Raw genomic sequence first — 26,221 nt, forward strand, 5'->3', positions numbered from 1 at the left:
AAAACAGATACCCATGATATTTTCAAACAGATATTTTCGCCTGCTCCTTTGTGTTATTTGCATGGCAAGTACATTTACCCTATCAGCACAAAAGCTAAGCGGAAAAGAAAAGAGAATCCTTAAGACCATTGAAAAGAACAATGATGAAGCTATTTCCTTTCTGCAAGAGGTAATCAACCTTAACAGCGGGACCAATAACCTGAAGGGAGTAAAAGAAGTAGGGATGGTCTTTAAAGATGCTTATGATAATATCGGTTTTGAAACCAAATGGATAGATATGCCGGAAGAAATGAAGCGGGCAGGACATCTTTTTGCCGAGACAAAGGGTAAAAAAGGCAAAAAGCTGCTGCTTATCGGGCATCTGGATACGGTATTTGAAGAAGACAGCGAATTTCAGGAATTCAAAAAAATAAACGATAGCATTGCCTATGCTCCCGGAGGAAACGATATGAAAGGAGGAGATGTTATCATGTTATACGCCCTGAAAGCCTTGCATCAGAATGGCCTCTTAAAAGATGCGCAGATCATTGCAGCTTATACTGGAGATGAGGAAAGTACCGGAAAGCCTTTGAGCATTAGCAGAAAGGATCTGATAGATGCCGCCAAAAGAAGTGATATTGCGCTGGGATTTGAAACTTCTACCGGATTTAATTACGCTACCGTGGCCAGAAGAGGTTCTTCAGGCTGGAAAGTAGAAGTTAAGGGGAAACGAGCACATTCATCGGGAGTGTTCAGTAAAAATGTCGGAGCTGGGGCCATATTTGAATTGTCCAGAATATTAAACGCCTTTTACGAAGAAGTGAGGGGAGAAGAATACCTGACCTTTAATCCCGGAGTTATCCTGGGAGGTACCACAGTAGATTTTGAACAGGGACTGAGTAAGGGAGATGCTTTCGGAAAAAGCAATGTAGTTTCGCAAACGGCGGTAGTTACCGGGGGAATGCGTTTTATTTCTGATGAACAACTTCAGAGGGCAAGAGCAAAAATGAGGGAGATCGTTGCCAGAAGCCTGCCTCATACCGAAGCTACCATCAGTTTTGTAGACAGCTACCCGTCTATGGGACCTACAGAAGGCAATCAGAAATTACTGGAAGTACTGAACCAGGTGAGCGAGGACCTTAAACAGGGTGGTGTAAAAGCCTACGATCCGGGAAGAAGGGGAGCGGCAGATATTTCTTTTGTGGCGGAGTATGTAGATGGGCTTGATGGCCTGGGAACCATGGGAAGCGGAGCACATACACCTAATGAGACCGTAAACCTGGCTACTTTTGAAGAACTGACCAAAAGAGCGGCTATCCTGATCTATCGTCTGATCAATCAATAAAGAAGAGAGCCGGCCTGAATTTCTTTATTAATAGGACTGCTGATCCAGGGTTTTGGTGATCTCAGAATCCACATCTCCTGTATGCTTGGTAGTTTTGCTCTCAATAAGCATGATAGCACATTCTTCTTCTGAGGAAACCCTGTGATTCACTCCCTTTTTTACAACAAAAAGATCGCCTTTATTCATGATAAATGCATCCTGACCTTCAATTTCCATCAACAGGGAACCTTCAACAATATAGAAAAGCTCATCTTCATTTTCATGGTTGTGCCACGGCACTTTATCCCCTTTGATCTTGGCAACTTTTATGTATTCGTTATTCACTTCCCCAACGATCTTGGGAGAGAAATACTCCGTAACGTCCTGTAATGTTTCTTTTAAGTTCATACGCTGCTTTTTAAAAACACTAAATTAATCAGTACAAATGAAATTCATAGGCTTGAGGCCATCTAATTTAACAAATAAACTAATGTTTTCCGTCTCATTTTGTTACAGTGGTAACCATTTTAATATCAAAGCGATTATTTGGATATATTTGATTAGGAAGTTTAATAAAAATCAACCAAATAGTACACTAAAATGCATATTCTCAAAGAAGTACTGCTTCCGGCCAGAAGCAAATACTTTACCCTTATTGTATGTTTCCTGTTGAGTTATTCTTATGCACAGGAAAAAGATTCTCTTAGCGGCCAGACCAAATACAAGGACCTTCCACTAAAAACAGGGCAGGTTTTAAAGTTTACAACTACCGAAGGAACCTGGCTGTCTCTGGATATCAGCCCTGACGGAAGAACCCTGGTTTTTGATATGCTGGGCGATTTGTATACCATCCCTGTTACAGGAGGTACTGCAACGCGTATTACCGATGGCCTGGCACTGGATACCAACCCTCGTTTCAGCCCGGACGGGAAAAGTATAGTTTTTACTTCAGACAGGAGCGGGAACGATAATGTCTGGACTATGAACCTTGCTACAAAGGAAACTTTACAGATCACGAAAGATAAAAAAGGAGAAGCTCAGTCTGCAGATTGGTCTCCGGACGGCGATTATATTGCAGTTTCCAAAGGAAAGAGGAATTTAAAACTCTATATGTATCACAGAGAAGGAGGCGGCGGAGCTCAGCTGATAAAGGAGCCAGCCAACCTTAAGGTGGTAGAGCCTGCTTTTAGCCATGACGGCAGATATATTTACTATTCCAGACGTTTTGGTGGCTGGAACTACAACGCTCAGTTGCCGCAGTATCAGATCGGGACTTATGACAGGGAAAACGGAGAGACCAGTGTCATTACTTCCAGATATGGTTCGGCATTCAGCCCTACCTTATCCGGAGACGGTAAATGGATGGTTTACGGAACCCGATATGAAGAAAAAACAGGTCTTGTGCTCAGAAACCTGAATTCAGGAGATGAAAAATGGCTGGCATATCCGGTGCAGCGAGATGAGCAGGAATCTGTAGCTCCGCTGGGAGTATTACCTGCCATGACCTTTACTCCCGATAATAAGGAAGTAATTGCATCCTATGGAGGAAAGATCTACAGAATACCCGTTTCGGGAGGAAATGCCACGGAGATCCCTTTTAAGGTTAATGTGGAACTCGCAACAGGACCGAAACTGGAGTTTAAATACCCTATTTCGGATGAGAAAGAGCTAATTGTAAATCAGATAAGGGATGCAAAGCCTTCACCGGATGGAAAACAACTGGTGTTTAATGCATTGAATAAAATATATGTGATGAAACTCCCCAACGGTAAACCCAGAAGGCTTACCAAAATGGATATCATAGAAACTCAACCTAGCTGGTCGCCGGATGGTAAGGAAGTAGTGTATACTACCTGGTCCGAGCAGGATGGCGGACATCTGTACAAGGTAGGTGTTGCATCAAACTCAAGACCTGTTAAACTTACCAGGGAGTCGGCTCTTTACGGAACACCGGCCTGGTCTGCAAAAAAGAACAGGATCGTATTTACAAGAGGAAGTGCCCAGAGTTTTAAAAACACCTATTTAAGAGCGGCTTTTTCCGGAGCGAGAGATCTTTACTGGATTGCTCCTGAAGGAGGAGAGATAAATTTTATTGCAAAGACCAACGGGAGAAGAAACCCGCATTTTGTAGAAGGCAATGACCGCATTTATCTCAGCAGTGCCAGAGGATTGAGTTCAATACGATGGGATGGGACCGATGAGAAAAATATAATAAGTATTACCGGGATCGTAACTTTTGGTAATGCGGTTCACGATCACGATCATTCTCACCTGGATGATGTAGATTATCCGGAAGAAAATGCACAGGGATCCAGACCGGCACAAATATACATGGCACCCAGGGGAGATCAGGCCATGGCCATGATCAATAATGAAATATATGTGGTTACCGTTCCGAAATTAGGGCAAACACCGAGAATTTCGGTGGCTAATCCTAAATCATCTCAATTCCCATCAAGGAAGTTGACTCAGATTGGCGGAGAGTTCCCGGCATGGTCTGCAGACGGAAAAAAAGTACACTGGTCCCTCGGAAATGCACATTTTATTTACGACCTGGAGAAAGCCGAAGCTCATGAAAAGAGAATAAAGGCAGAGAAAAAAGCCAGGGAAGAGGCATTGTCTAAAATGTCTGAAGAGAAGAGAAAGGCCGAAAAAGAAAAAGATAAGAAAAAGAAGAAAAAAGATCAGGACTTTGAGGCGGATGAACTCAAGATCAAAGTAAAGGTGAACAGGGATATCCCCAAAGGAACAGCTTTGATCAAAGGTGCGAGGATCATTACTATGAAAGGTGATGAGGTTATTGAAAACGGAGATATCCTTGTGGTGAATAACCGTATCAAAGGAGTCGGGCCTTCAGGGAGCCTGAATGTTCCCGGAGGAGCTGAAGTGATAGATGCCAGCGGAAAGACAATTATTCCGGGGATGATAGATACACATTCACACTTGAGGGTTTATGCCGGAATACATAAAAAGCAGGTATGGTCCTATGCGGCAAATTTAGCTTATGGCGTAACAACCTCAAGAGACCCTCAGACGGGAACCACCGATGTACTGACCTATTTCGATCTGGTAAAGACCGGAGAGATGTTAGGCCCCAGAGCCTATTCCACAGGCCCCGGACTGGGATCATGGGCGTATAACCTGAAAAGCCTCGACCATACGAGAAAAGCCCTCAAGCAATACAGTGAGTATTACGATACCAAGACCATCAAAATGTATAATGTAGGGAACAGGCAGCACAGGCAATGGGTAATTGAAGCGGCAAAAGAACAAAAGCTGATGCCGACTACCGAAGGCGGCCTGGACTTTAAGAAGAACATTACGGAGATCCTGGACGGTTATCCGGGGCATGAGCATTCATATCCGATTACCCCGCTTTATAAAGATATTATAGAAGCTGCGGCACAATCTAAAATAGCATACACTCCAACACTGTTGGTTTCTTACGGAGGGCCCTGGGCCGAAAATTATTTCTATTCCAGAGAGAACCCCTATGATGATAAGAAATTGAGCTATTTTACTCCTTATGCAGACCTGGCACGAAAAACCCGAAGAAGACCGGGATGGTTCCGCGATGAAGAACATGTATTTACACAACATGCAGAATTTGTGGAAGATCTGGTAAATGCAGGAGGGCTTGCAGGAATTGGAAGTCACGGACAGTTACAGGGATTAGGTTTCCATTGGGAATTATGGGCAACTGCTTCCGGAACATCTGTGATGAATGCGCTTAAAATAGCTACTATCATCGGGGCAAAATCGATTGGTCTGGACGGCGATCTGGGATCTATAGAAGAAGGAAAACTTGCCGATCTTATTATCCTGGAGAAGAATCCTCTGGAAAATATCAGAAATACGAATACCATCCTTCAGGTGATGAAAAACGGAAGGTTGTATGACGGGAATACACTTGATGAGGTATATCCGAGAAAGCAAAAAGCCGGACCGTTCTGGTGGCATGAAGAAAAGCCTTCGGGACTGCCCGGAGTCAGAAAATAGAAGATGCTGAAAATATAAAAGGAACACCCCTTCTTCACCAAAAATGAAAAGGGGTGTTTTTTTGTGAATACTTTTATTTAAGTACCATGCCTTCCTTAGAGAACTGCCGGATGCTGGCCATTAATGCCATGACCGCTAAAACGATCAGTGAAAGTACGATAGATGCGTACATAGGAATAGAAATGGTTCCTGCAATGATCTCTTTGGTTGCCAGCGCAATATTCAGGATAGGGATCCATACGGTCTGCCAGTTAAGGCTTACTCCGGGTATAAGGGCCAGCATGGCGGGAATGATCACCAGAAAGGTCAGAGGGCTTACGTAACTCTGGGCTTCTCTGAAACTCTTTGCCCGAACTACCAGTGCAGAGAGGGTACCCGCAAAGAACAAACTTAAAGGAACCAGCATGGCAATAAGCATAAGAATAAACTTGGCTCCGAGTAAATTGCTTATAACTTCCAGGAAATCTTCCGGAATATTGGGCAGGAATTTCAATCCGGCTACCATTCCCAGCAGAGTGATCAGCGATGCCGAAAGGCCTACCATGGCAATAGTGATCATTTTTCCAAGAAGGATCTTAAAACGCGATGCCGGAACGGTTAAGAGGGTTTCTATAGTCCCGGATTCCTTTTCTCCTGTGATCAGGGCCGTTGCCGGAACAACACACCCCATAAAGCAGAAAAGGATAAACATATAGGGTAAAAACCCACCGATCCTTCTCCCGATCTGCTCTTTTGGCGGAGCCAGGTCGTTCTCGGAGATCTTTAAAGGCTGAATGGCTTCCGAAGAAATATTCAGTTTCTGCATCCGTTCCTGAAGCAAAACTTCTTCAAAGGATTTGACTTCTTCCGAGACCCTGTCGTATGCAGTTTCATTAGTGGATTTGTAATATATATTCAGATCTCCGGGTTTCAGCTGGTCGATCTGTTGAGAAAAATTACTTCCGAAGGCAAGCATAGCATCCAGGCTGTCGTTTAGAATTGCTGTTTTCCCGTCTTCCAGATCAAGATCCATAAATTCAAAGTTCCCCTTACCGAATCCCGATTTTAAGGATTCGGGAGCCTGAATAAAGGCAATCTTTAACTTCTTACCTTCTTCTTGATCGGATAGCTTTACTCTAAGCTTGCTCACTCCCACGATTAACAAGGGAAAAGCCAGGGCTGGAACAAGAATGGCGGAGATCAGGGTTCTCTTGTCCCTGAAAATATCTGTAAACTCTTTTTTTATAACTGTAATTATCGTTTTCATTTTTTGCTTTTAAATGAGTTGAGGTTTTTTATCGGCAACTATATCTATAAATGTGGCGGTCAGCGATTGCCCGGAAGCTTCTTCCCTGAATGCATCCATACTGTTGTTATAAATAAGGCTTCCTTTGGAAATAATGGCCAGGTCATCGCAGAGGAGATCTACCTCACTCATTATATGTGATGAGAATATTACGGTCTTTCCTTCCTTTTTACAGTCCCTGATCAGCTGAATGATGCTATTGGCGGTAATAACATCCAGACCGGAGGTGGGTTCGTCAAAGATAACTACCTCCGGATCGTGGATCATGCTCCTGGCAATAGAGACTTTTTGTTTCATTCCGGTAGAAAGCTGTCCGATACGCTTCTTTAAAAAATCATTGATCCCCAGGCGGGTGAATAACTCCTCTTTCCTCTGATTGAATTCATTCTTTTCCATCCCGTACAGATCGGCAAAGTACTTTACGATCTCCCCGGGAGTCAGTCTATCGTATAAATTGGTAGAACCGGTTAGAAAACCTATTTTTCTTCTCACTTCCTTTGAATGGCTTACCGTATTAAAACCACTTACTTCAATATTCCCGGAACTGGGAGTTAAAATGGTTGCTATCATTCTCAAAAGAGTAGTTTTTCCGGCTCCGTTGGGCCCCAGTAGAGAAAATACCCTGCCCGGTTTACAACTGAAACTCACGTTGTTTACAGCTGCAACGGTATTTGCTTTGATCCGGAGCTCTTTTTGCTGCTTCCTGTTTAAGGAATATTGCTTGCTTGTATTTTTTACTTCAATCATATCGGTTGATTTATGCTTTCTTACTATAGGTTAATGACTTCGCTTCAGAATTACAGAATTCAGCTAATTTATTTCAGACGTTCCAGGATCCACCCGGAAACCTCATTTAATGCAATTGGAGAAAAGGTTTGTTCTATCTTCTGATATTCGTTCATAGCTCCCGTTTCACATTCCTGGAAGAAATGATTCAGCCCCGGTAACTCCAGGATCTTAAAATCCGGGTTTTTACCCTTCAGAAGTGCTTTTCTGAGTCCTTCCTGATTTATTTTAGCTTCTACCTGGGTGTCCTTACTTCCGTTAAGGGAAAGTACAGGGCAATTCAACTTCGCATATTCATCGGCTGGATTATACTGATAGAAGTAACGGGACCATTTGGAGGTTCTCAACCCGATGATACCTTCGATTACCTTATTTAATTCTTCTTCAGATGTAATGAAGTTCTTCAGAATAGGAACGGTGGTCTCTGCGTAGTGTGCTCTTAGTTCTTCTTTTATAACTGATATTTCTTTGTCAGATACTGCAATCTCAATGGCTTTCCTGACCGCTTTTTCATAAGCTTCTTCATCCGGTACGGGAAAAGGACGTAAGGTTCTGGATTGAATAACCGATAATTCGGTACCTGAGATCCCTGTACCGGCCAGGGAAACTACAAAAGCAATATCTCCCAGCTTGTTTGCTGCCAGGGGTGCAATAATACCACCTTCACTATGCCCTATAAGCCCGATATTATTACTATCTATATCATCACGCGTTTTAAGATATGCCACGGCACTCATTACATCGGTAGCAAAATCCTCTGTAGTAGCCGCACTGTGATCTCCGGTAGACTGGCCGAAACCTCTGTCGTCGTATCTCAGAACTGCAATTCCCTGTCGGGTGAGGTGGTCCGCAAGTACCAAAAAAGGTTTATGCCCGGAAATGGTTTCATCTCTGTCCTGTGGCCCACTCCCGCTGATAAGTATTACTGCGGGATGTTTTTTACTCTGCTGAGGCAAGCTTAAGGTACCCGCCAGGCTTATTCCTGCTCCCGTATTCTCAAAACTCACTTCTTCTGCTTTATACGGATAGGGCTTAACCGGTTCCTGGGGCCTGTTATTACGGGGTTCGGATATCTCAATATTTCCTCTGCTGAGGATCAGTGGAAAGGAACTGGCTCCTTCGGTAACCTCACCCTCAAATTGCTCCTTGTCTTTGTTATACCTGCCCTTATAATTCATGCCTACGTTGGTAATATCTACTATAAGTTCTCCGTCTTTAAAATGTGTGGCCTTAGATTGTATTCCCGTTACTCGTTGAGTGGGAACGTCAACTACGGTATGGTAGCCAGTGTCCTTCTTCTCGATCTTAAAAATAAAATTGATCTTTTTGTTGGCACCAACCTGAATGGCGCCGTTCCATACACCGCTTATCTCCTGTGAATAACCGATGGTGCTTAGAAATATGGTGAATAATATGATGCTTATACGTTTCATTTTTTTGTTTTTTAAATCTTTAATTTTTGATAATAAGATCCCTTCCGGACGATCTCCGGCTTTTTTTGTGAATAAAAAGATGTTAAATGATGAGTCTCTTAGATGGGATTATGACCTATTCATCTTCTTCCAGTTTTAGATCTTCCAGTAAGTTTCCGGCACTTCTAATGGTTTTTCCATAGTACTTCATAACAAAATAAGTATATATGATCATGAATAGTATCCCAAAAGGAAGTGCGTATAATACTCCTTTAACCGAATCGGGATCGGTCAGGAAATCCTTTCCGCCCATAAGTTTCAAAAAAACGGGTAATACAATGATCATCATTCCTATACCAAGAAAATAACTGAACTTTTTAAGCTGAGAGCTTTTCTTCTTGAACTTTGAAAAATCTATAAGGGTTTGCTTATAACTGTTCTCAACCAAATTGATACGGTTTGCTCTTCTGACCCACCAGTAAGAATAGCTTACGGAACCTATAAGAACTATTAGAGTAGTAATACCGCTTGTAAGAGTTAACCAGCTATCCAGTTTATGAAAGTTAACCAGAATATAGATAACAGTGGCTGCACATATTATACCTCCTATAAATTCGGAATAAACAATTTTGTTTATTTTCTTTTTATATTGATCCTGTGTCATTTTAATAATAATCTCGTTCGTTAATTTTTTCTGTTTTTCCAGTTGGTCACTCATGTCCGACCATACTGCTTGCATTTCTTCTAAATCCATTAGACTGATGTTTTTTCGGTTATTTGTGACTTTAATTTTTGCTTTATCCGCGATAAACGCGTTCCTACGTTAGAAGCTGATAAACCGGTTATAACAGCAATTTCTTCGTATTTCTTGCCTTCCAAAAGAAGAAGAATAAGTCCTTTTTCCAGTGCGTTTAATTTCTTAATATGCGCATACAAAGCTTTTAAACGCTCTTCAAAAGTTGTATCGTAATATTCTGTTTGTTTAAGAACAACTTTATCTATGGAAACCCTGTTTCCCTTTCTCTTTTCTTTTTTTAGGTGGGTAATAGCGGTATTCAATGCTATACGGTACATCCAGGTGCTTATTTTAGCTTCACCCCTGAATTTGTCATATGATTTCCACAATTGATATACAATATCCTGATAGAGATCCTTCTGATCGTCTTCATTATTGGTATAAAAAGTGGTTATCTTAAATATAACACCTTCATTATCCTTTATTACCTGAGCAAACTCATCTTCTTTACTCATTCAAAAAAATATTTTACCCATTAGTATGCAGGGGTATAATAAAAATCACAAAAAAAATTGAATTTTTTCTATTTTGATTTTAAATACTTGATAATGAAGTGCTTGAAAACGAAGATTTTAAGGGAGATTATTCATGACAAAGTCGACCATTCTGTCACATTTGCCAAATCTGAACTCAAATATATTCCTGGTAGTGGAAAGTTCGTATAGTTCTTCCTTCAACATGGACTTTGCCCTGTGCAAACGGACTTTTACGTTGGAATTGGATAGTTGAAGGCAATCGGCTATTTCACTGATGCTCATTTCCTCGATCTCTTTAAGAATGTATACGGTTCTGTACTTTACACTCAGGTTATCGATGGCTTTTTGCAATACCTGCTTGGCCTCTTGCTGCATTAAAGCTTTCTCCGGGTTTGATTGTTCTGAATCTGGCATTTCAAGGATATTATTCTTAGTAGGAAGCTCATTTTCGGATGTGTAGATATCGATATATTTACCTTTGCTTTTGAGTTTTGCAAGCGCTTCGTTAATACCGATCCTGATCAGCCATGTAGAAAAGGAGGAATTGTGTTTAAACTGATGCAGTTTTTCATAGGCCTTGAGATAGGTATTCTGCATAATATCTTCAATTTCATTATGATCGTTGATATAACCCCGGATCACTCTGAAGAGTTTTTGATTATTCCTTCTTAACAAGATTTCATAGAGTTCCTTTTCCCCGGAAATTACTCTTTTTACAACATTAGAGTCGGAGATTGTATAGGTTCGATAGTCATTTATCCTAAGTGCTTTCATAGCTATGTTTATGACTTAGATAAAGATAATCCAAAAAAGTTACAAAATTTTGTAACCAATTTTACTTTCACTTATCTAAAGACCCAACAGAAACTTAAAATTATAAAAAATGAAAATTGCTTTTGAAATTCTTAAGTACACTTATGGTATTGTCCCCATTGTTGCCGGTTTTGATAAGTTTACCAACCTTCTTACCAACTGGGAGCAGTACGTATCTCCGCAAATGACTTCTTTATTACCCTTTGAAGCCGGGACATTTATGATCCTGGTGGGAGCGATTGAAATAATAGCCGGAGTATTGGTATTTGTTAAAACTCAGATAGGAGCCTATCTGGTTATGGGCTGGTTGTTATTAATTGCCCTCAGCCTTATAGCAAGTCTAAGTTACCTGGATGTAGCTGTACGGGATGTTGTTATGGCCATTGGCGCATTTACACTGGCAAAACTGGCAGGCCCCGCAAAATAAACGCACTGTATTGACCAACCAAAATTTAAAAACCGGGAATCAAATATTCCCGGTTTTTTTGATCAGGCTTCCTTAAACTGATGTATGGATTTTTTATACCAGAGATAAAAGTAAAAGGGAAGTACGCTTATTGAAAAAAGTAACATACCAGCCATGGCAACCAGGCCGGACGTATTTGCGTCCAGGATCCCCGGCAGGTAAAGTGCAATCGACAAAATAATGGTGTATGCACTGAAATAACCCATGATAAATACAATTTTTCGTATCATAATTTCACGATTTACGGTTAATAAATAATTCAGGTCTTTTTCTATTTGTAATGCTCCATCGGGAGCAATGCGATCTCTTGCCATATAGAAGGCATCCTCAAACGCTTTCCCGTCTCTCATACATTCTTCTATAACACAACCAAAATGATCCGTAAGGTCATCTCTTAACTGAACGTTGGTAACTCCTTCATTCTTTAGAAAAGTCTTAATTGCCGAAAGTTGATGATTGTCTATTCTCATGAGAGGGCGGTTTTTAAGTTGAACAATTTATCCAGGGTTTGAGAAAAATCCGTTAACTCCTGTATCACCGGACTCAGTTGTGTCTTCCCGTTATCGGTAAGACTGTAGTACTTTCTGATCCTGTTTCCCATCATTCTTGACTCTACAGTCAAATAACCCTCTTTGGTAAGGGAATGTAAAGCGGGATATAAAGACCCCTCTTTTATCAGGATCTTATTATCGGATATATGCTTTACCGTCTGTACGATCTCATAACCGTACATTTTATCATTCTCCGAAAGAAGTTTTAAAATAATCGGTTTTAAGATGCCTTTTAATAGTTCTCTTGAATACATAGTACAAATATACATCATAATTTGATGTATCAAAATATTATGTACACTTTTTTATAAAAAAATCCCCTGCCTCCATGTTTTCTATCATCCTGAAAGAGAAGGAGCAGGGGAGAATAATATTCTTAAAAGTGATTATTCGGGCTTTATCTTAAAACCCAGAATAGGATCTTTTTCGGAAAATAAAATAAGATGGGAATTCCTGTGCTCGTTATACTTTATACTTAACTGAAACTTATTGTCACTGGTCCTGTTGATCCGGGAGTGATTCACGTATTTGTCCCCGGCAAAGACATAATATATCTTTTTGTCTTTGGGAAGGGAATCGAAAGAAATGATGATCTTTTTACTATCGGCCCCGGTTTTAAGGACCCCGATATCCGAAACAGAGAGTTTAAAGTTGTTCTTGTAATAGTCGGGAAAGAAGATCGGCGTGGCAAAGAAACTGGCTTTAGTGACCTTTTTACTGTTCAATTGCCATTTTTCCTGTATAGGAAAGTGGCTTGTAATGAACTCGTCGGGATCGGTAAAAAAATAGAAATCATCAAAAGCCGATATAAATTTGTTCGTTTCTATATCAAAATAACCTGCCGCCCAGGTTACATCTACGATCTTCCATTCGCCTCTGATCTGAACGACATTCCATGCGTGGTCTTTGTAGTAACGATCTTTATCTCCTATATCCTTGATACCTGTTTTGGTATATCCTTTAATTACATTTACAGGGATCTCCATTTTCCGGCATAGTTCACGGAATATCAAAGAATACTCCGTGCAGGTACCTTTGCCATATTTCAGTGCTTTTTTAACCTTCCGGAGATCTCTTCTGTTTCGTTCCCATATATAATTGGATTTGGAGCTATAAACGATCCACTCCATCTTCGGGACAAAGGGGCCGACCTTCTCCACATCGTATTTAATATTGGTAGCAATCCAGGTAAAAATAGCCCTTACCCTTTCCTCATCGGATAGAAAATCATTCTTGATCCTGATGCTGAGATCATTTAAAACATCTTCAAATTCCGGGTAGCTTTTTACCTTTTTATCTACCAGGCCAAAATTCTGTGAATAAGTAAAGTTGAATACGAATAAAAACAAAAGAATTCTCCAGTTCATAAAAACAATTTTTAGAAAAAAATACATAAGTCTGCTTTATAAATTTATATAATTTTGAGGAATATTTTAAATAAGCAGATATCATTTCAGGAGATGAACCAGATTACAGATACTATTTTAATGGTGCGCCCGGCAAGCTTCAGGGCAAATGAACAGACAGCTGGTAATAACTATTATCAGAGATCGCCGGAAAATGTTTTACCGGAAACATTATTGGCCCGTGCCCGTGCCGAATTCGATTCTTTTTCGGGAAAACTGAAGGAGGCGGGAATTAATGTGATCGTAGTAGACGGGGAGGCTTCTGTCGATACTCCGGATGCACATTTTCCGAATAACTGGATCTCTTTTCATCAAAACGGAACAGTTGCTTTATACCCGATGTTTGCCGAGAACCGAAGATGGGAAAGACGGGAGGATATCCTGGATATCATAGAAGAAAAGGGCTTTGAGATAAATGATGTAATGGATTATTCTTCTGCCGAGGAAGAAGGAGTTTTTCTGGAAGGTACGGGGAGCCTTATTCTGGATAGGGTAAACAGAATAGCCTATTGCGCCTTATCACCCAGGGCAGATGAAGATATCTTTATAGAATTTTGTGAGGATTTCGAATTTACCCCGGTAATTTTTGAGGCCATGCAAAGTGTAAACGGCAAGCGATTACCTATTTACCACACCAATGTAATGATGTGCCTCGGAGAAGCTTTTGCCGTTATCTGCCTGGATAGCATCGACGATAAAAAAGAACGCAAAAATGTAATAAACCATTTAAAAGGATCTGGGAAAGAGATTATTACCATCAGTGAAGAACAAGTGACAAGTTTTGCCGGAAATATGCTGCAGGTTGTAAATAATAATAATAAGAAGTATATTGCCCTTAGTTCTGCTGCATACAATTGCCTGACCGAAGATCAGCGCAGTGCTCTGGAGAAACATGGAGATCTGATCCACAGTTCTTTGGAGCTTATAGAAACCTGCGGAGGGGGAAGTGCAAGATGTATGATGGCGGAAGTTTTTTTACCTAAACAATAACACCATGCTTTCGAAGCGAACAAAATACGGATTAAAAGCACTTACTTACCTGGCAAAAAAAGGCAAAAACCAGCCTGTCCTTATTTCTGAGATCGCAACGGAAGAAAATATTTCCAAAAAGTTTTTAGAAGCTATTCTGCTTCAACTAAAAAAGAATGGTTTCCTGGCCTCCAAGATGGGAAAAGGAGGAGGCTACTATCTGATCAAGGATCCGGAGAAGGTTTCTATCGCTTCCGTATACCGTATTCTGGAAGGACCTATCGCTATGCTTCCATGTGTCAGCCTGAATTATTATGAGAAATGTGACGACTGTAAAAGCGAGGAAGAATGCAGCCTGCACAGCATTATGATTGAGGTTAGAGACAATACTTTAGAGGTGTATGAAAACAAGACTTTATTGGACCTAATCTAAAAAATTAAAATTTTTTCTTAAATATTCTACTTATTCGATAGACTTATAGTATATTTGATCCCAGAAGTAAAAAAAGTCCACTATGATTATAGATTTATTTAGGTCTGAAAAGTTAAAAACCAAACCTGACAGTCATAAAGTTTCTATCCTTAAAGCAATATCCTGGAGAATTATCGGAACCTTAGATACCATGTTAATCTCATACGTATTAACAGGGGATTTGAAGGTGGCCTTTGGTATAGGAAGTATAGAAGTCGTATCGAAGATGTTGCTTTATTATTTGCATGAGAGAGCGTGGACAAAAATTACAAAGACAAATGAAGCTGAATATTCAAAAGATAAATAATACACTAAGGGATAAATCTCCGGAAGAGATCATCGAGTGGGCATTGGGCGTGGCTAAGAAACCTTTAGTCACTACCAATTTTCGTCCTTATGAGGTAAATATCCTTCATGCCTGCGTTAACCTGAAAAAAGATATTCCGGTAATATGGTGCGATACGGGTTACAATACTCCTGACACCTACAGACATGCCGAATATCTGATCAAAGAGCTGAACTTAAATGTTCACCTTTACGTTCCCAGGCAAACGGCATCACACAGAGATGTGGTAATGGGGATCCCGGATATCGACGCTCCCGAACATGCTGTGTTTACGGAGCAGGTAAAACTGGAACCATTCAGAAGGGCTATGGAAGAGCACAAGCCTGACGTGTGGTTTACCAACCTTAGAAAAGGGCAAACAGCTTTCAGGGATTCCCTGGATATTGTTTCCAAAGGCAGTGACGGCATTTTAAAAGTGAGCCCGTTTTTTCACTGGACCGATGAAGCCCTGGACGATTATTTGAAAGCTTATGGGTTGGAGAATGAATTTAAATATTTCGACCCGACAAAAGTATTGGAAAACAGAGAATGCGGATTGCACCTGGCAACGGAATCTAAAAAATAAGAACAAAGAATGTCAACAAAAAATCATATTCAAACATTAGAGAACGAGAGCATATTTATTATGAGGGAAGTGGCGGCACAGTTTGATAAACCGGTGTTGCTGTTTTCAGGAGGAAAAGACTCCATAACGCTGGCACATTTGGCCAAAAAGGCTTTTTACCCGGCTAAGATCCCATTTACGTTTATGCATATAGACACCGGGCATAATTTTCAGGAAACCATAGATTTCCGGGATGAACTTATTGCCGAACTGGGAGTGGATCTTATAGTTCGTTATGTTCAGGATTCCATAGACCAGAATAAGGTAAAGGAAGAAACCGGAAAATACGCAAGTAGAAATTCCTTGCAGACGGTAACCTTATTGGATGCTATTGAAGAGTTCGGATTTGACGCTTGTCTCGGTGGAGCAAGAAGGGATGAAGAGAAGAGCAGGGCCAAAGAGCGTATCTTTTCGGTAAGAGATGATTTCGGTCAGTGGGATGCTAAAAAGCAGCGCCCGGAACTCTTTCAGATATTAAATGGAAAAATAAACTTCGGAGAGAATGTCCGTGCGTTTCCGATCAGTAACTGGACGGAAGAAGATGTATGGACCTATATCCTTCAGGAGAACCTGAAATTACCGAGTATTTATTTTGCACATCAGCGAAAACTGGTAAAAAGAGATGGTTCTTTCCTGGCGTATTCAGATTACCTGAATATTGTTGATACCGATGAGATCGTAGAAGATGTAGTGCGTTTCAGAACTGTGGGTGATATGACCTGTACCGCCGCACTTATTTCTGATGCCGATACTGTAGAAAAAGTATTAAATGAGAATAAGGCGTCCAAACATTCGGAAAGAGGAGCCAGAATAGATGATCAAAGGAGTGAATCTGCTTTGGAACAACGTAAAAAAGGAGGATATTTTTAAGATGGATTTATTGAGGATAAGTACAGCCGGAAGTGTTGATGACGGAAAAAGTACACTGATAGGAAGGTTGTTATACGATACCAATGCCCTAACCAAAGAACAGGAGCAATTAATAGAAAAGAAAACAGCAGAAAAGGGATTGAAAGATCTCGATTTTTCTGTAATTACAGACGGACTCATCGCAGAGAGAGAACAAGGAATCACTATTGATGTGGCTCATATATATTTTTCTACGCGAAGCAGAAAGTTTATCATAGCGGATAGCCCGGGTCATGTTGAATATACAAGAAACATGGTTACAGGAGCTTCCAATGCGGAGGTTTCCATTATTCTGATAGATGCGAGAAAAGGACTGCTGGAACAGAGTTACAGACATTATTTTATAAGTCAGTTGCTGAGACTGGGTACAGTGGTGTTTTGTATTAACAAAATGGACCTGGTTGATTACAGCGAAGATACTTTCCTGCAAATTGCAGCCGATGTTAAGAAGATGGTAGACTCTTATGAGTTCAGTAAACCGAATATTGAGATCATTCCTATCAGCTCATTAAAGGGTGATAATGTGGTAAACACATCAGAAAATACACCCTGGTATCAGGGAGCTACCCTGAATGATATCCTTCACAGTATCTCTCCTTCGAATAAGGGAGACAGAGCTTTCAGAATGGATGTACAACAGGTATTGCACGTTCAGAATGAGGAATTTACCGATTTCAGGGGTTTTTCAGGAAGGATCTCCAGCGGAAACATCAAAATAGGCGATACGCTTACCGTACTTCCGTCGGGAAAAAGCTCTACCGTAAAAGAAATACGTCAGTATGAGAATGTTCTGGAAGAAGCTCATGCAGGAGACTCGGTGATCATCAGCCTTAATGATGAGGTAGATGCAAGTCGCGGATCACTACTGGTAAAACCGGAAGAACAACCGGAAGCATCTAAAAGTCTGGATGCAACCCTGGTGTGGCTTAATGAAGATGCAGCGCATCTGGGAGGACGATATATAATTCAGGCCGGAAGCAGGCAAAATCAGGTTAAATTACAACAGATCCATTACCTGACCCCGCCGGAAAACCCTGAATTGAAACTGGAGAGTTCAAAACTGGAATTAAACGATATAGCTAAGGTGGAACTCCGCCTTGCACAAGCTGTTTTCCTGGATAATTACAGGGAAAATAAGGCAAATGGAACATTTATACTTATAGACCCACAGACAAACAATACATGTGCCGTAGGTTTTGTGGGTTCTTAAAATCTTCTCTCTGGAGAAGTTATGACAATAACCAAGGATTGTTATGAGAAAGAGGGAAGCCCTGACAAAATATTGTCAGGGCTTTTTAAATGGTATATTTGCTCTGCTTAAAAAGAAATAAATTAATGAACAGTACTCAAAGAAGGAAAGCGTACTTTCTGTCCGGGACCATGTGTGATGAAAGATTATGGACAAAGACGTGGGAAGCCCTTTCAGATCATCTGGACCCTCATCATATAGAAATACACGATTGCAGGGATTTTGATGAAATAAATGACCGGATACACAAGGAAACAAAAGAGGAAAAGGCATTGCTGATAGGCTTTTCACTCGGAGCCTATTCGGCCATGAACTACGCCCTTCAATATCCGGGAAATATAGAAAGCCTTGTATTAATAGCTTCCTCGGCAGAAGGTTTAAGCCCGAGGGAACTCAAATTAAGGAAGGATTATATCTCATTTCTGGAAGAGCATAGTTACCTGGGGATATCCCAAAAAAGAATAGAAGAGTTTTTAGGATCCCGGCATGTTTCTAATAAGGAGATCGTCGGAACGATCAAGGCAATGGACAGGGATCTTGGAAAGGAAGTCCTTATCAACCAGCTTACGGCCACATCATACCGCACTTCACTCATCGATCGGCTAAGCGAAATAAAATTCCCTTTGTTGCTTATCGGAGGGGAAGAGGACAATGTCATCAAAACAGAGGATCTGAACAGTATACACGCTGCACTTCCTGATTCCGATCTGTCCTTTGTAAAGAACTCAGGGCATATGATCCCCCTGGAACAACCGCAGGAACTGGGGAGGTTGATACTGAATTGGTTAAGCTAATCTGTCCGGATCTAATAAGACAGCCACCTTCTTTTTATGATATATACAACATCTTTTAAATAAAATGTGTTAAAGAGGTGATATAAGCAATGATAAGGTGTAATTATCGACATTATCTGAACTTAGTTGAGTATTTTTATAGGCCTAAAATTGCAGCCACAAAACAGAAAAAATGTCGAAGAACTATTATACCCATCTGGAGTGTCACGAATGTGGGACCGTATACGATAAAGACAGCAGGCATACCTTTTGTCCTGATGACCATCAGCCTTTAGTGGCCAAATACAAACTTGATAATTTCTGGTCGAAGGAAAGTCTGAAAGACCGGCCTGCCAATATGTGGAGGTATAAGGAAGTATTACCCGTAGAAAAGGAAGAGAACAGGATCTGTTTGGGAGAAGGTTTTACTCCCATGTTAAAACTCAGTAAGCTAGGTGGAAAAGTAGGGCAGGGCCGTTTATTGCTTAAAGACGAATCTGCCAACCCTACCGGTTCCTTTAAAGCCAGGGGTATCAGTATGGCACTTAGTAAGGCCAAAGAACTGGGAGTAACCGCTATGTGTATCCCCACGGCCGGAAATGCAGGAAGTGCACTGAGTGCATATTGTGCGAAGGCAGGAATGGAAGCGCATATCTTTATGCCCGAAAAAACCCCTCATGTGTTTCAGATGGATTGTGAGATCATGGGAGCCAAGGTAACCAAGGTAGACGGCGATATTTCAGATGCCGCAGCTTTGATGCAAAAAGAGAATGACGGTTCCTGGTTTGATGTGACTACCCTGAAAGAACCTTTCAGATTGGAAGGGAAGAAAACTATGGGCTATGAAATTGCAGAACAACTCAGATGGGAACTCCCCGATGTGGTCGTATATCCGACAGGAGGAGGTACCGGATTAATTGGGATCTGGAAAGCATTTCAAGAAATGAAGGACATGGGATGGATAGATAAGATCCCTACCCGTATGGTAGCGGTACAGGGAAGTGGCTGTGATCCTGTGGTACAGGCATTCCAAAAAGGCATGGACCATACGCCCAAATATCAGAACCCGGCAAAAACTATAGCCAACGGATTAAGGGTTCCAAAGGCTTTCGGAGATAAACTTATCATGAAGACCCTTTACGAAAGTAAGGGAACCGCAGTATCCATTACTGATGAAGAAATGAAGGAGGGACTTAGTGAATTTGCAACCCAGGAGGGGGTATTCCTTTCTCCGGAAGGTGCCGCCGTATGGATGGGCTATAAGAAACTGAGATCGGAAAACTGGATCAAGGAAGATGAATCCGTAGTGCTGATCAATACCGGATCGGCCTATAAATATGTGGAGAACCTATATTAAATTATTGATTTACCTTTACGGTTTAAGCTGCAAAAGATAAATGGATAGCACAGCCAATGAATTAAAAGAAATGGCAGGGATCGTCCTTGAACGGTTAAGCGACTTTCTCTCCCAAAGCCAGTCGGGAAATACTAAAGTTCTGATCCAGCGACCTCCGGCAGAAGTTGCCGATAATCTTGAGTTGGAGAAATTTATACGTAACGGAACCCTTTCGGCCGGAAATATTGATGAATTACTAAGTAAATACCTCGATAATACCCAGCATTTACATCACCCTCAGTTTATAGGACATCAGGCGGCTGCTCCTCATGTGGCTTCGAGTATATCCGATATGATCCACGGAGTAGTTAACAACCCGATGGCCATTTATGAAATGGGGCCTGCAGCAGCAGTGATGGAAAAAGTAGTGATTAACTGGATGCTGGAAAAAGTAGGTTGGTTCGGAGCTGAAAAGTTAAGCGAGACCGATCCCAGAAAAACCGGAGGAGGAGGGATCCTTACCCATGGAGGGTCTATGGCCAACCTAACAGCCATGCTTGCCGCACGGGCCAAAGCAGACCCGGATGCCTGGACCGACGGAACTTCCAATGACCTTGTGGTTATGGGACCGGAGGTTTCTCATTATTCTATTTCCAGAGCTATTTCCATTATGGGAATGGGATCTAAGGCAATGGTGCCGATCAAGGTAAACGAACAGGAAGTTCTGGATCCCGATAACCTTTATCCGGTTTATAACCGACTGAAAGAAGAGGGAAAAAGGGTAATGGCTGTCATTGCTAACGGATGTGCTACTTCTACGGGCCTTTACGATCCTATTGAGGAGGTTGGGCAGTTTTGCAGAGAAAACGACCTTTGGTATCATGTAGATGGGGCTCACGGAGCGGTAGCTTTGCTATCTCCGAAGGAAAAACATCTGTTAAAAGGCGTGGAACTTGCAGATTCCCTGACCTGGGATGCGCATAAAATGTTGCAGACTTCTGCTCTGTGCGCTGCAGTACTGGTAAAAGATCACAAAAACCTGGACAATACCTTCCGCCAAAAGGGAAGTTATATTTTCTTTGAAAAAGAACAGTTGGGAATTGATTCTATTTCCAATGCGATAGAGTGTACCAAATCCGGTCTCGGAACTAAACTTTTCTGGGCCCTGGCAGGAGAAGGAGAGGAAGGGATGAAGCAGTTCATAGAAGGCCGCTATAACGTAACAAAGGATTTTTACGAACTGATACAGGCGCATCCCGATTTTGAATGTCCCTGTTATCCCGAATCCAATATCCTCTGTTTCCGATATACTAAATACGGGCTGGATAATTCTTTTCAGCTGGCCCTGAGAAACGAACTGGTAAAGCGAGGGGATTTCTATATCACCACGGCAGTAGTTAATGGAGAGCGGTATTTGCGCCTATCGGTAATGAATAAACATACGGCAGTGGAGAATATCCAAAAACTAATGGATGAGGTTGAAGGAATAGCTGAAGAACTCTCTAAAAAGGGGAATTAGTATCTTTTCTTTTTTTACTTTGCAGGACTATAGAACAATATTATTAGCTCATGAAATACCTGCTTGACGGCGAGGAAACGGAAAGGCTTTACTTCAGGAATGTCGATGTAAGCCAGTTTGAACAATGGCTTCCTTTTCACCAGGATCCGAGATCTTCAGAACATTGGATAGCCGATATGGAAGCTCCCGAAATAGAATGCAAGAAATGGTTTAAGAAACAGGATTTCCGTTATAAAAATGATATGGGGGGAATGAATGCCCTTATAGAAAAGAAAAGTGGAAAGCTGGTAGGTTATTGCGGACTCCTTGTACAATCTGTAGATGGGCAAACCGAATTGGAGATAGGGTACTCTATCCTTCCCGAATTCTGGAAAAGAGGCTTCGCTTCCGAGGCTGCCAGAAAATGCAGGGATACCGCTTTTAAAATGGAGTACACAGATTCTTTAATCTCTATTATCAGCCTTAGCAATACCGGTTCGGCAAAAGTTGCTCTTAATAACGGAATGCAAATAGAGAAAACCACGATCTACAATGAGAATCGGGTAAATATCTTCAGAATACACAAAAAAGAGTGGGAAAAGGTCACCGATAATTCCTGATTGCCAGTCACCTGAAATTAAATTATCAATAATTTAGGTTGTATATACAACTCACATTGCATACCTTTATCTTATGAAAAAGGAAACGGATATTTTAGACAGTTGCGACCCGAGGCAATGTATCTCTATGAAAATGCTGAAATGCAACAGGATCATTTCTCAGATCTTCAGGGAGCATTTAAAGGAGTTCGGGATCACCAATAGCCAGCTAACCGTACTGTTTATCGCATCTAAAAGGGAATATCTTAACCAGGCTATGCTTTCGGAAATGCTTTACCTCGAAAAATCGACCATAAGCAGGAATATGAAGCGGTTGTTTGACAAAGAGTTTATTTCCAGGGAAGAATTCCCTCAGCTTAAAATAACAGAGAAAGGAAAAGAATTCCTTCGTCTGGTCATTCCCAAATGGAATAGTGCTATGGAGGAGGCAAAGGCTAAACTAAAAGAAGAGGGGCTGCAGTCGTTGGACAGTTTGCTCTATCAACTGGAAAATTAAAAAATTTAACCAATAAGTTGTATATACAACTTCTAAATAAACAAACATGCTGGAATTATTTTTTTATCTCTTGTTACTCGTACTGATCGGTGTCATTTTATATGTGTACCATTTTGCTCTTAAGAAGACAGGAACAAAAAGGAGAAAGGTGAAAATTGTCAGAGTGCTTTCGGGAATGGCAGGCTGGTTTTTATATCTTTTTCTGATGTCTAAAAGTGGTATTCTGGACAATTTTGAATTACCGCCCAGATTTCCTTTACTTATTATTTTACCCCTGTTCCTCTTTATCGGGATCGTGTTATACAGAAACAGGAATCACCTTTTACTCATGGCTATCCCGGCATCCTGGCCGGTTTATTTTCAGAGTTTCAGAATATGGGTGGAACTTCTTCTTCTAGGCACATACCTAAAAGGGTTTACACCGGTAGAAACTACCTTTGAAGGCTACAATTTTGAGATCGTTTTTGCAATTACAGCTTTGCTGGTCGGCTATCTTGCTTTTAACAGAAAGCTTCTTGGGGGGAAAGTCGTTATTGCCTGGAATTTCCTGGGGCTGGCCATGCTGGCGACCATTGTCTTTATTTTTATGACTGCTATCTTTTTTCCGACCTTCTGGAATAGCGATGTTCCGCTGGTAGGGCCGGAGTTTACCCAATTCCCTTATATTTTTGTGGCAGGGTTTTTTATGCCCCTGGCTGTTTTTGTACATCTTCTTTCCATTATTCAGCTTAACCGAAAGAAAAATATATAAAATAAAGGCAGGCTTCTGCGTTATAGGGATATGAAGAAATTCATTTCCCTTTTTATTATTGTTCTTTTGTATCAGTTCGGAACTGCGCAAAATTCTTTTTCCGAAAAACTATCCGATGCGGGGCTGGAGCTGACAAGACAAAAAGTGGTTTACGATCCGGCCTATTTTAGTATAGCTTACCCCAACGGAGATGTTCCGGCGGGCAAAGGGGTCTGTACCGATGTAGTGATCCGGGCATACCGAAAGTTGGGGATCGACCTTCAGAAAGAAGTTCATGAAGATATGAAAGAGCACTTTGATAAATACCCTAAGATATGGGGCCTTAGCCGGCCGGATACAAATATAGATCACAGAAGGGTACCCAATCTGATGGTGTTTTTTAAGCGTTTTGGACTGGTAAAACCGATTAGCACGAAAGCATCCGATTACCTTCCCGGAGATATTGTTTGCTGGAGCCTCGGAGGCGGACTTACCCATATCGGGCTGGTTGTCAACAAAAGATCTTCAGATGGGAAACGCTACCTGATCGTTCACAATATTGGCGGGGGACAGGTATTGGCCGATTGTCTCTTCGATTATAAGATAATCGGGCATTATTCTTACTCCAAATAAAGCCGGGGTTTAAAAAGCTTCTCCTTTCATTTAAAAACAATACTTTTACCTTCTTTTAGATCAAAGATGGGGATACACATCAGAAAAGCAGATTTTAAAGATTACGATCAGATCTGGGAGATCTTTCGGGAAGTCATCCGTTCGGGAGATACGTATGTATTTGATCCGGATACCCCAGAGGAAGAACTGGAAAAGCACTGGTTTGCTCCTTATATGGAAACTTTTGTTGCTGAAAAAGAAGGGGAAATACTAGGTACTTATGTCATCAAACCTAATCAGATAGGCCTGGGGTCCCATATTGCCAACTGCAGCTATATGGTACATCCGGATGCACACGGACAGGGGATCGGAAAGACACTTTGCGAACATTCGATTGATTTTGCGACAGGTGCAGGTTATAAAGCCATGCAGTTTAATATTGTGGTCAGTACCAATAAGGCGGCACTCAAACTCTGGGAGAAATTCGGCTTCAGGATTATAGGAACCATTCCCGAAGGGTTTAAGCATCGCGAACTGGGCTATGTTGATGCCCATATTTTATACCGTAAATTATAGATAACACAGTTTAACAGAAAAATAAAACACTATGGACGTAAAAGACAGTAACGGGAATATATTGAACGACGGAGATTCCGTACATGTAGTAAAAGACCTTAAAATTAAGGGGATGTCCAAGACCCTGAAGAGAGGAAATATAATAAAGAATATTCGCCTGACCTCCAGTCCGCAGGAAGTGGAATGCAGAGTAGGAAAGAGTCACGTTGTTTTAAAGACTCAATTTTTAAAGAAGGCCTAAACATTTACTCTCGGACGTAAAAAGTCCTTAAGGAATATAATGGTCATCACTACCATAAATAAAGAAAAAGGCAAAGAGGTGATGATCAGCAGCTTCTGAAGGGCAGTAAGCACACTGATCTCCGGTTTTGCATTCCCCAGAATAACAATAGCTACTGCAAAAACAGCTATAAAAACAGACCAGATAAGTCTATGCCGTTTACTCGGAAGTTGTTTTCCCTTATCGGTAAACATACTGAGAACGAATACAGCCGAATCTACCGAGGTAACCAGAAAACTGATCAGCAGAACAATGGTAGTTCCGTTTACCAGAGCCTGGAGCGGATAACTCTGAAAGAAGATAAAAATAGAATTAAAAACATTCCCGAATTCATTGTTATAAGCCCCCCATTGTTCAAGAAGCTGAAAGGCCGATTCCCCGAAAACAGAGAACCAGAAAAAAGTACCCAGAGAAGGGATGATCATAACTCCCAGCAGCATTTCCCTTAATGTCCTTCCTCTGGAGATCCTCGCAATAAAAATACCGGTAAAAGGTGCCCAGGCCAGCCAGAATGCCCAGTAATAATAGGTCCAGTCTGTCAGGAATGCTTCCCCCGGGTCGTAATCTCCGTAGGCAATACTCATAGGAACAAAATCTATTATATATTGATACAAGGCTGTAAAAAAGGAACGGAAGATCTGTAAAATGTCACTTTGAATAAAAATATAAGCCAGCAATATCAGGGTAACGCTTATGTTTAGCTTGGAAATGACCTTTATACCCTTGTTTACCCCTTTCCATACCGAAACAAAAGCTATGAGGGAGATAAGCAGGGTGAGAAGAACGGTAGTGGTAACCCCAAACTCTCCTTCCAGTAAGTGATTTAATCCGCCATTGATCTGTGTGGTTCCCAGGCCTACTGCGCCGATAAGACCAAAAACAGTGGTAATAATTGCCAGAACGTCTATTCCCCAAAGGGCCGGAGTAAACCTGATCGTATCTTCAATACTCACACTTACCAGTACCTTTTTGTTATGTACAAAGAGATAATAGCCGATGATCATTGCAAAGAGTCCGTAAAAAGCCCAGGCGGTAAATCCCCATTGATAGAAAGTATATTCCAGGGCCATGATATCGGGAGAAACCCCTGTTTTAAGCGGAGGGTTTTGTTGCATATAAACAGGCTCCTGTACAGCCCGTAACAGGATCCCGGCTCCCATCCCGGCACTGTAAAGCATGGAGATCCATGCCCAGCGCGAATGTTCCGGCTTTTCATCTTCCTTTCCCAGCCGGCGCCTCCCCAGGGGAGAAAAGGCAACTACAATAAGAAAAAGTACACAAAACAGGCCTAACCAGAGATAAAAGCCTCCGAACCATTCCCGTACCCAGACCGAAGAGCTTTCAATAAACTCATAAAAGCCTCTGGTATAAAAGAAAACAAAAAGTGAGAAAAGGAATAAAACTCCTATCGAACTGTATAAAAGGGTATTTTTTTTAAAGTTGTTTAGCAAAATTCTG

29 protein-coding genes are annotated in these 26,221 nt (G+C 41.3%); 18 read left to right on the plus strand and 11 right to left on the minus strand.

Going from position 1 to position 26,221, the window contains the following annotated elements; translation table 11 throughout:
• The first annotated feature begins 61 nt into the window (after positions 1-61).
• On the plus strand, positions 62-1,324 hold the full coding sequence (locus GWK08_RS17235) for a M20/M25/M40 family metallo-hydrolase (protein WP_163608496.1): 1,263 nt from the start codon (positions 62-64) through the stop codon (positions 1,322-1,324).
• A 27-nt stretch (positions 1,325-1,351) separates the two neighbouring features.
• On the opposite strand, the gene GWK08_RS17240 is transcribed toward GWK08_RS17235, so the two are convergent.
• Positions 1,352-1,711 carry a cupin domain-containing protein gene (locus tag GWK08_RS17240; protein ID WP_163608497.1) on the minus strand — a complete coding sequence of 120 codons (360 nt, stop codon included), beginning with the start codon at positions 1,709-1,711 and terminating at the stop codon, positions 1,352-1,354.
• A 192-nt stretch (positions 1,712-1,903) separates the two neighbouring features.
• On the opposite strand from GWK08_RS17240, the gene GWK08_RS17245 reads away from it, so the two are divergent.
• Entirely contained in the window at positions 1,904-5,302 is a 3,399-nt protein-coding gene (locus GWK08_RS17245; RefSeq protein WP_163608498.1) for an amidohydrolase family protein, read from the plus strand.
• 73 nt (positions 5,303-5,375) lie between these two features.
• On the opposite strand, the gene GWK08_RS17250 is transcribed toward GWK08_RS17245, so the two are convergent.
• The 6 genes from GWK08_RS17250 to GWK08_RS17275 all read right to left on the minus strand — a co-directional run bounded on the left by GWK08_RS17250 (position 5,376) and on the right by GWK08_RS17275 (position 10,831).
• Positions 5,376-6,548, minus strand: coding sequence for an ABC transporter permease (locus GWK08_RS17250; RefSeq protein ID WP_163608499.1), 1,173 nt, complete (start codon positions 6,546-6,548; stop codon positions 5,376-5,378).
• 9 nt (positions 6,549-6,557) lie between these two features.
• Positions 6,558-7,334, minus strand: a complete 777-nt coding sequence (locus tag GWK08_RS17255; protein WP_163608500.1) for an ABC transporter ATP-binding protein — start codon at positions 7,332-7,334, stop codon at positions 6,558-6,560.
• Between the two features lie 68 nt (positions 7,335-7,402).
• Positions 7,403-8,806, minus strand: coding sequence for an alpha/beta hydrolase family protein (locus tag GWK08_RS17260; RefSeq protein WP_163608501.1), 1,404 nt, complete (start codon positions 8,804-8,806; stop codon positions 7,403-7,405).
• A gap of 115 nt (positions 8,807-8,921) precedes the next feature.
• A complete protein-coding gene (locus GWK08_RS17265) occupies positions 8,922-9,539 on the minus strand; it encodes a hypothetical protein (RefSeq protein WP_163608502.1) in 618 nt (205 codons plus the stop codon).
• Positions 9,539-10,036, minus strand: coding sequence for an RNA polymerase sigma factor (locus GWK08_RS17270; protein WP_163608503.1), 498 nt, complete (start codon positions 10,034-10,036; stop codon positions 9,539-9,541). The genes GWK08_RS17265 and GWK08_RS17270 overlap by 1 nt, the downstream gene beginning before the upstream one ends.
• A gap of 117 nt (positions 10,037-10,153) precedes the next feature.
• Positions 10,154-10,831, minus strand: coding sequence for an RNA polymerase sigma factor (locus tag GWK08_RS17275; RefSeq protein ID WP_163608504.1), 678 nt, complete (start codon positions 10,829-10,831; stop codon positions 10,154-10,156).
• A gap of 109 nt (positions 10,832-10,940) precedes the next feature.
• Here GWK08_RS17275 and GWK08_RS17280 point away from each other — a divergent pair, with 109 nt between their 5' ends.
• Complete coding sequence (locus GWK08_RS17280; protein ID WP_163608505.1) at positions 10,941-11,297, plus strand: hypothetical protein; 357 nt, start codon at positions 10,941-10,943, stop codon at positions 11,295-11,297.
• 62 nt (positions 11,298-11,359) lie between these two features.
• Here the strand turns inward: GWK08_RS17280 and GWK08_RS17285 are convergent, their stop codons facing one another.
• The 3 genes from GWK08_RS17285 to GWK08_RS17295 form a co-directional block, all read right to left on the minus strand.
• Positions 11,360-11,806: a hypothetical protein gene (locus GWK08_RS17285; RefSeq protein ID WP_163608506.1), complete on the minus strand. Its 447-nt coding sequence runs from the start codon at positions 11,804-11,806 to the stop codon at positions 11,360-11,362.
• Complete coding sequence (locus GWK08_RS17290) at positions 11,803-12,141, minus strand: PadR family transcriptional regulator (protein ID WP_163608787.1); 339 nt, start codon at positions 12,139-12,141, stop codon at positions 11,803-11,805. The genes GWK08_RS17285 and GWK08_RS17290 overlap by 4 nt, the downstream gene beginning before the upstream one ends.
• Positions 12,142-12,273: 132 nt before the next feature.
• Positions 12,274-13,254, minus strand: a complete 981-nt coding sequence (locus tag GWK08_RS17295; RefSeq protein ID WP_163608507.1) for a transglutaminase domain-containing protein — start codon at positions 13,252-13,254, stop codon at positions 12,274-12,276.
• 93 nt (positions 13,255-13,347) lie between these two features.
• Between GWK08_RS17295 and ctlX the strand changes: the two genes are divergently transcribed.
• From ctlX to GWK08_RS17370, 15 genes are all read left to right on the plus strand, one after another.
• The gene (ctlX, locus tag GWK08_RS17300; RefSeq protein ID WP_163608788.1) at positions 13,348-14,283 is read left to right on the plus strand and encodes a citrulline utilization hydrolase CtlX; all 936 of its coding nucleotides are present in this window, start codon (positions 13,348-13,350) and stop codon (positions 14,281-14,283) included.
• 4 nt (positions 14,284-14,287) lie between these two features.
• The gene (locus GWK08_RS17305; protein WP_163608508.1) at positions 14,288-14,695 is read left to right on the plus strand and encodes an RrF2 family transcriptional regulator; all 408 of its coding nucleotides are present in this window, start codon (positions 14,288-14,290) and stop codon (positions 14,693-14,695) included.
• An 82-nt stretch (positions 14,696-14,777) separates the two neighbouring features.
• On the plus strand, positions 14,778-15,041 hold the full coding sequence (locus GWK08_RS17310) for a DUF2061 domain-containing protein (RefSeq protein WP_163608509.1): 264 nt from the start codon (positions 14,778-14,780) through the stop codon (positions 15,039-15,041).
• Positions 15,013-15,645, plus strand: a complete 633-nt coding sequence (locus tag GWK08_RS17315; protein WP_204336092.1) for a phosphoadenosine phosphosulfate reductase domain-containing protein — start codon at positions 15,013-15,015, stop codon at positions 15,643-15,645. Before GWK08_RS17310 ends, GWK08_RS17315 begins: the two co-directional genes overlap by 29 nt.
• Before the next feature lie 9 nt (positions 15,646-15,654).
• Positions 15,655-16,554 carry a sulfate adenylyltransferase subunit CysD gene (cysD, locus tag GWK08_RS17320; protein ID WP_163608510.1) on the plus strand — a complete coding sequence of 300 codons (900 nt, stop codon included), beginning with the start codon at positions 15,655-15,657 and terminating at the stop codon, positions 16,552-16,554.
• Between the two features lies 1 nt (position 16,555).
• Positions 16,556-17,803: a sulfate adenylyltransferase subunit 1 gene (locus GWK08_RS17325; protein ID WP_163608790.1), complete on the plus strand. Its 1,248-nt coding sequence runs from the start codon at positions 16,556-16,558 to the stop codon at positions 17,801-17,803.
• 125 nt (positions 17,804-17,928) lie between these two features.
• Positions 17,929-18,636 (plus strand): alpha/beta fold hydrolase, encoded by a 708-nt coding sequence (locus tag GWK08_RS17330; RefSeq protein WP_163608511.1) that lies wholly within the window; start codon positions 17,929-17,931, stop codon positions 18,634-18,636.
• A gap of 172 nt (positions 18,637-18,808) precedes the next feature.
• Positions 18,809-19,972 (plus strand): threonine synthase, encoded by a 1,164-nt coding sequence (locus GWK08_RS17335; RefSeq protein ID WP_163608512.1) that lies wholly within the window; start codon positions 18,809-18,811, stop codon positions 19,970-19,972.
• 40 nt (positions 19,973-20,012) lie between these two features.
• The gene (locus tag GWK08_RS17340; RefSeq protein ID WP_163608513.1) at positions 20,013-21,470 is read left to right on the plus strand and encodes a pyridoxal phosphate-dependent decarboxylase family protein; all 1,458 of its coding nucleotides are present in this window, start codon (positions 20,013-20,015) and stop codon (positions 21,468-21,470) included.
• Positions 21,471-21,520: 50 nt separating this feature from the next.
• Positions 21,521-22,069, plus strand: a complete 549-nt coding sequence (locus GWK08_RS17345; protein WP_163608514.1) for a GNAT family N-acetyltransferase — start codon at positions 21,521-21,523, stop codon at positions 22,067-22,069.
• A 73-nt stretch (positions 22,070-22,142) separates the two neighbouring features.
• The gene (locus GWK08_RS17350) at positions 22,143-22,565 is read left to right on the plus strand and encodes a MarR family winged helix-turn-helix transcriptional regulator (RefSeq protein ID WP_163608515.1); all 423 of its coding nucleotides are present in this window, start codon (positions 22,143-22,145) and stop codon (positions 22,563-22,565) included.
• 46 nt (positions 22,566-22,611) lie between these two features.
• On the plus strand, positions 22,612-23,316 hold the full coding sequence (locus GWK08_RS17355; RefSeq protein WP_163608516.1) for a hypothetical protein: 705 nt from the start codon (positions 22,612-22,614) through the stop codon (positions 23,314-23,316).
• Between the two features lie 30 nt (positions 23,317-23,346).
• Positions 23,347-23,928: a DUF1287 domain-containing protein gene (locus tag GWK08_RS17360; protein WP_163608517.1), complete on the plus strand. Its 582-nt coding sequence runs from the start codon at positions 23,347-23,349 to the stop codon at positions 23,926-23,928.
• A 66-nt stretch (positions 23,929-23,994) separates the two neighbouring features.
• Positions 23,995-24,483 carry a GNAT family N-acetyltransferase gene (locus GWK08_RS17365; protein ID WP_163608518.1) on the plus strand — a complete coding sequence of 163 codons (489 nt, stop codon included), beginning with the start codon at positions 23,995-23,997 and terminating at the stop codon, positions 24,481-24,483.
• Between the two features lie 31 nt (positions 24,484-24,514).
• Positions 24,515-24,724 carry an alkylphosphonate utilization protein gene (locus GWK08_RS17370; protein ID WP_163608519.1) on the plus strand — a complete coding sequence of 70 codons (210 nt, stop codon included), beginning with the start codon at positions 24,515-24,517 and terminating at the stop codon, positions 24,722-24,724.
• Here the strand turns inward: GWK08_RS17370 and GWK08_RS17375 are convergent.
• The gene (locus tag GWK08_RS17375; protein WP_163608520.1) at positions 24,721-26,214 is read right to left on the minus strand and encodes a BCCT family transporter; all 1,494 of its coding nucleotides are present in this window, start codon (positions 26,212-26,214) and stop codon (positions 24,721-24,723) included. The two genes, GWK08_RS17370 and GWK08_RS17375, sit on opposite strands and share 4 nt — an antisense overlap.
• Positions 26,215-26,221: the final 7 nt, after the last annotated feature.

The organism is Leptobacterium flavescens (assembly GCF_010671605.1).
In the GTDB taxonomy this organism is placed as follows: domain Bacteria; phylum Bacteroidota; class Bacteroidia; order Flavobacteriales; family Flavobacteriaceae; genus Leptobacterium; species Leptobacterium flavescens.

Excerpts from the sequence above, each read along its gene's own strand:
- GWK08_RS17235 (WP_163608496.1), top strand. The coding sequence starts at position 62 with ATGGCAAGTACATTTACCCTATCAGCACAAAAGCTAAGCGGAAAAGAA.
- GWK08_RS17240 (WP_163608497.1), bottom strand. The coding sequence starts at position 1,711 with ATGAACTTAAAAGAAACATTACAGGACGTTACGGAGTATTTCTCTCCC.
- GWK08_RS17245 (WP_163608498.1), top strand. The coding sequence starts at position 1,904 with ATGCATATTCTCAAAGAAGTACTGCTTCCGGCCAGAAGCAAATACTTT.
- GWK08_RS17250 (WP_163608499.1), bottom strand. The coding sequence starts at position 6,548 with ATGAAAACGATAATTACAGTTATAAAAAAAGAGTTTACAGATATTTTC.
- GWK08_RS17255 (WP_163608500.1), bottom strand. The coding sequence starts at position 7,334 with ATGATTGAAGTAAAAAATACAAGCAAGCAATATTCCTTAAACAGGAAG.
- GWK08_RS17260 (WP_163608501.1), bottom strand. The coding sequence starts at position 8,806 with ATGAAACGTATAAGCATCATATTATTCACCATATTTCTAAGCACCATC.
- GWK08_RS17265 (WP_163608502.1), bottom strand. The coding sequence starts at position 9,539 with ATGGATTTAGAAGAAATGCAAGCAGTATGGTCGGACATGAGTGACCAA.
- GWK08_RS17270 (WP_163608503.1), bottom strand. The coding sequence starts at position 10,036 with ATGAGTAAAGAAGATGAGTTTGCTCAGGTAATAAAGGATAATGAAGGT.
- GWK08_RS17275 (WP_163608504.1), bottom strand. The coding sequence starts at position 10,831 with ATGAAAGCACTTAGGATAAATGACTATCGAACCTATACAATCTCCGAC.
- GWK08_RS17280 (WP_163608505.1), top strand. The coding sequence starts at position 10,941 with ATGAAAATTGCTTTTGAAATTCTTAAGTACACTTATGGTATTGTCCCC.
- GWK08_RS17285 (WP_163608506.1), bottom strand. The coding sequence starts at position 11,806 with ATGAGAATAGACAATCATCAACTTTCGGCAATTAAGACTTTTCTAAAG.
- GWK08_RS17290 (WP_163608787.1), bottom strand. The coding sequence starts at position 12,141 with ATGTATTCAAGAGAACTATTAAAAGGCATCTTAAAACCGATTATTTTA.
- GWK08_RS17295 (WP_163608507.1), bottom strand. The coding sequence starts at position 13,254 with ATGAACTGGAGAATTCTTTTGTTTTTATTCGTATTCAACTTTACTTAT.
- ctlX (WP_163608788.1), top strand. The coding sequence starts at position 13,348 with ATGAACCAGATTACAGATACTATTTTAATGGTGCGCCCGGCAAGCTTC.
- GWK08_RS17305 (WP_163608508.1), top strand. The coding sequence starts at position 14,288 with ATGCTTTCGAAGCGAACAAAATACGGATTAAAAGCACTTACTTACCTG.
- GWK08_RS17310 (WP_163608509.1), top strand. The coding sequence starts at position 14,778 with ATGATTATAGATTTATTTAGGTCTGAAAAGTTAAAAACCAAACCTGAC.
- GWK08_RS17315 (WP_204336092.1), top strand. The coding sequence starts at position 15,013 with ATGAAGCTGAATATTCAAAAGATAAATAATACACTAAGGGATAAATCT.
- cysD (WP_163608510.1), top strand. The coding sequence starts at position 15,655 with ATGTCAACAAAAAATCATATTCAAACATTAGAGAACGAGAGCATATTT.
- GWK08_RS17325 (WP_163608790.1), top strand. The coding sequence starts at position 16,556 with ATGGATTTATTGAGGATAAGTACAGCCGGAAGTGTTGATGACGGAAAA.
- GWK08_RS17330 (WP_163608511.1), top strand. The coding sequence starts at position 17,929 with ATGAACAGTACTCAAAGAAGGAAAGCGTACTTTCTGTCCGGGACCATG.
- GWK08_RS17335 (WP_163608512.1), top strand. The coding sequence starts at position 18,809 with ATGTCGAAGAACTATTATACCCATCTGGAGTGTCACGAATGTGGGACC.
- GWK08_RS17340 (WP_163608513.1), top strand. The coding sequence starts at position 20,013 with ATGGATAGCACAGCCAATGAATTAAAAGAAATGGCAGGGATCGTCCTT.
- GWK08_RS17345 (WP_163608514.1), top strand. The coding sequence starts at position 21,521 with ATGAAATACCTGCTTGACGGCGAGGAAACGGAAAGGCTTTACTTCAGG.
- GWK08_RS17350 (WP_163608515.1), top strand. The coding sequence starts at position 22,143 with ATGAAAAAGGAAACGGATATTTTAGACAGTTGCGACCCGAGGCAATGT.
- GWK08_RS17355 (WP_163608516.1), top strand. The coding sequence starts at position 22,612 with ATGCTGGAATTATTTTTTTATCTCTTGTTACTCGTACTGATCGGTGTC.
- GWK08_RS17360 (WP_163608517.1), top strand. The coding sequence starts at position 23,347 with ATGAAGAAATTCATTTCCCTTTTTATTATTGTTCTTTTGTATCAGTTC.
- GWK08_RS17365 (WP_163608518.1), top strand. The coding sequence starts at position 23,995 with ATGGGGATACACATCAGAAAAGCAGATTTTAAAGATTACGATCAGATC.
- GWK08_RS17370 (WP_163608519.1), top strand. The coding sequence starts at position 24,515 with ATGGACGTAAAAGACAGTAACGGGAATATATTGAACGACGGAGATTCC.